This is a genomic window from Mesorhizobium sp. M7D.F.Ca.US.004.03.1.1, from assembly GCF_003998635.1.
In the GTDB taxonomy this organism is placed as follows: domain Bacteria; phylum Pseudomonadota; class Alphaproteobacteria; order Rhizobiales; family Rhizobiaceae; genus Mesorhizobium; species Mesorhizobium loti.
On record NZ_RZQG01000900.1, the window covers coordinates 1 to 2,335 of the forward strand.

General features: G+C 62.4%; 2 protein-coding genes. Both read left to right on the top strand.

The genetic code is table 11. The features are described 5' to 3' along the window. On the top strand, positions 1-155 hold a 155-nt coding region (locus tag EN935_RS31585; RefSeq protein WP_164771511.1), incomplete at its 5' end, for a glycogen/starch/alpha-glucan phosphorylase. A gap of 102 nt (positions 156-257) precedes the next feature. Beyond that, positions 258-2,335: 1,4-alpha-glucan branching protein GlgB (gene glgB / locus EN935_RS31590; protein WP_127373991.1), on the top strand; the 2,078-nt coding region annotated here is incomplete at its 3' end.

Below are 2,335 nucleotides of genomic sequence, written 5' to 3' on the forward strand. Positions count from 1 at the left end.
GCTATGCCGCCGCCCAGCGCGAGGTCGATGCGGTCTGGCGCAACAGTCCCGACTGGTACGCCAGGGCAATCCGCAACGTTGCGCGTGTCGGCTGGTTCTCCTCTGATCGCACGATCCGCCAATATGCGAAAGAAATCTGGAACGTGCCTGTCTGATGTGATTGCATGAGGCCGCGAACAATGTGGTCCCGGTGATGTGAGTTTGAATGTCGGATTCTCATCACTAGAAACTTGGTGCCCGGGGAGGGACACTGCCTGATGAAGAAGCCGCGCGCGACCGCTGCGACAAGCGGGCCGGACGGACTGGCGCCAGCCAGCGATGTTGCGGCGATTGTTGCCGGCACGCACGGAGATCCCTTCGCGGTCCTTGGTGTCCATGAGGTCGGCAAGAGCCTGTATGCCCGCTGCTTCGTTCCGCATGCGGAATTCGTCACCGCTTACACGCTGACCGGCACCATAGCGGGTGAACTGTCCAGGCGCGACGATGGCGGCTTTTTCGAAGGCAAGCTCTCGATCAGGAAGCGGCAGCCCCTGCGCTATCACGCGCGCAATGCCGGCGGTGACTGGTGGCTGACCGATCCCTATTCGTTTGGTCCGGTGCTTGGCCCGATGGACGACTACTACATCGCCCAAGGCTCGCACCTAAGGTTGTTCGACAAGCTCGGCGCCCATGTCATTGACCACGAAGGCGCTTCCGGAGTGCATTTCGCCGTCTGGGCTCCCAATGCTCGGCGCGTCTCGGTGGTCGGTGACTTCAACGAATGGGACGGCCGCCGGCACACGATGCGTGATCGCCGCGACACCGGCATCTGGGAACTGTTCGTACCCGACATCGGTGCCGGACGGCCCTACAAATACGAGATCATCGGCCCCGATGGCGTAAGACTCCCGCTGAAAGCCGACCCGTTCGCCTTCAAATCCGAACTGCGTCCGGCCACCGCTTCGGTCGTGGCCGTGCCGCCGGCGCATGAGTGGGGCGACGAGGCGCACCGCAATTTCTGGCGCAATGCCGATCACCGGCGCGAAGCCATCTCGATCTACGAGGTCCATGCCGGCTCCTGGCAGCTTCACGACGACGGTACGTTCCTGTCATGGGATGAGTTGGCCGACCGGCTGATCCCCTATGTGGTCGAGACCGGTTTCACCCATATCGAATTCATGCCGATCTCTGAACACCCCTATGACCCGTCCTGGGGCTACCAGACGACCGGCCTCTACGCGCCGTCGGCCCGCTTCGGCGACCCGGACGGCTTTGCTCGTTTCGTGGATGGCGCCCACCGCGCCGGCGTCGGCGTCATCCTCGACTGGGTGCCGGCGCATTTCCCGGTCGACGCGCATGGCCTGGCCAATTTCGATGGCACCGCGCTCTATGAACATGCCGATCCGCGCAAGGGTTTTCATCCCGACTGGAACACCGCGATCTACAATTTCGGCCGCCGCGAGGTGGTGTCGTTCCTCGTCAACAACGCGTTGTTCTGGGCCGAGAAATACCATGTCGACGGACTTCGCGTCGATGCGGTCGCCTCGATGCTCTACCTCGACTATTCGCGCAAGGCCGGCGAATGGATCCCCAACGAGAAGGGCGGCCGCGAGAACCTCGAGGCGGTCAGCTTCCTGCAGAAGATGAACAAGGAGGTCTACGGCCACCATCCGGGCGTGATGACCATCGCCGAGGAATCGACCTCATGGCCGAAGGTCTCGGCACCGGTGCATGAAGGTGGGCTGGGCTTCGGCTTCAAGTGGAACATGGGTTTCATGCACGACACGCTGGAGTATTTCTCCAAGGAGCCCATTTTCCGCAAACATCACCACAACGACCTCACCTTCGGCCTGACCTACGCCTTCTCGGAAAATTTCGTGCTGCCGCTCTCGCATGACGAGGTCGTGCACGGCAAAGGCACGCTGCTTGGCAAGATGGCCGGCGACGACTGGCAGAGATTCGCGACGCTACGCGCCTACTACGCTTTCATGTGGGGCTATCCCGGCAAGAAGCTGCTGTTCATGGGACAGGAGTTCGCGCAGCGCCGCGAATGGAGCGAGGCGCGCGCGCTCGACTGGAACCTGCTTGAGTTCCGGCCTCATCGCGGCGTCTGGCAGACGGTGCGCGATCTCAACTATCTCTACCGTTCGCGCCCGGCGCTGCATGGCCGCGACTGCGAGCCGGAAGGGTTTTCCTGGCTGATCGTCGACGACAGCCAGAATTCGGTTTTTGCCTGGCTGCGCAGCGCACCGGGTGGCAACCCGGTGGCCGTCATTTCCAATTTTACGCCGGTGCCGCGCGACAATTATCGCGTGCCGTTGCCGACGGCCGGCAAATGGCGCGAGATCATCAACAC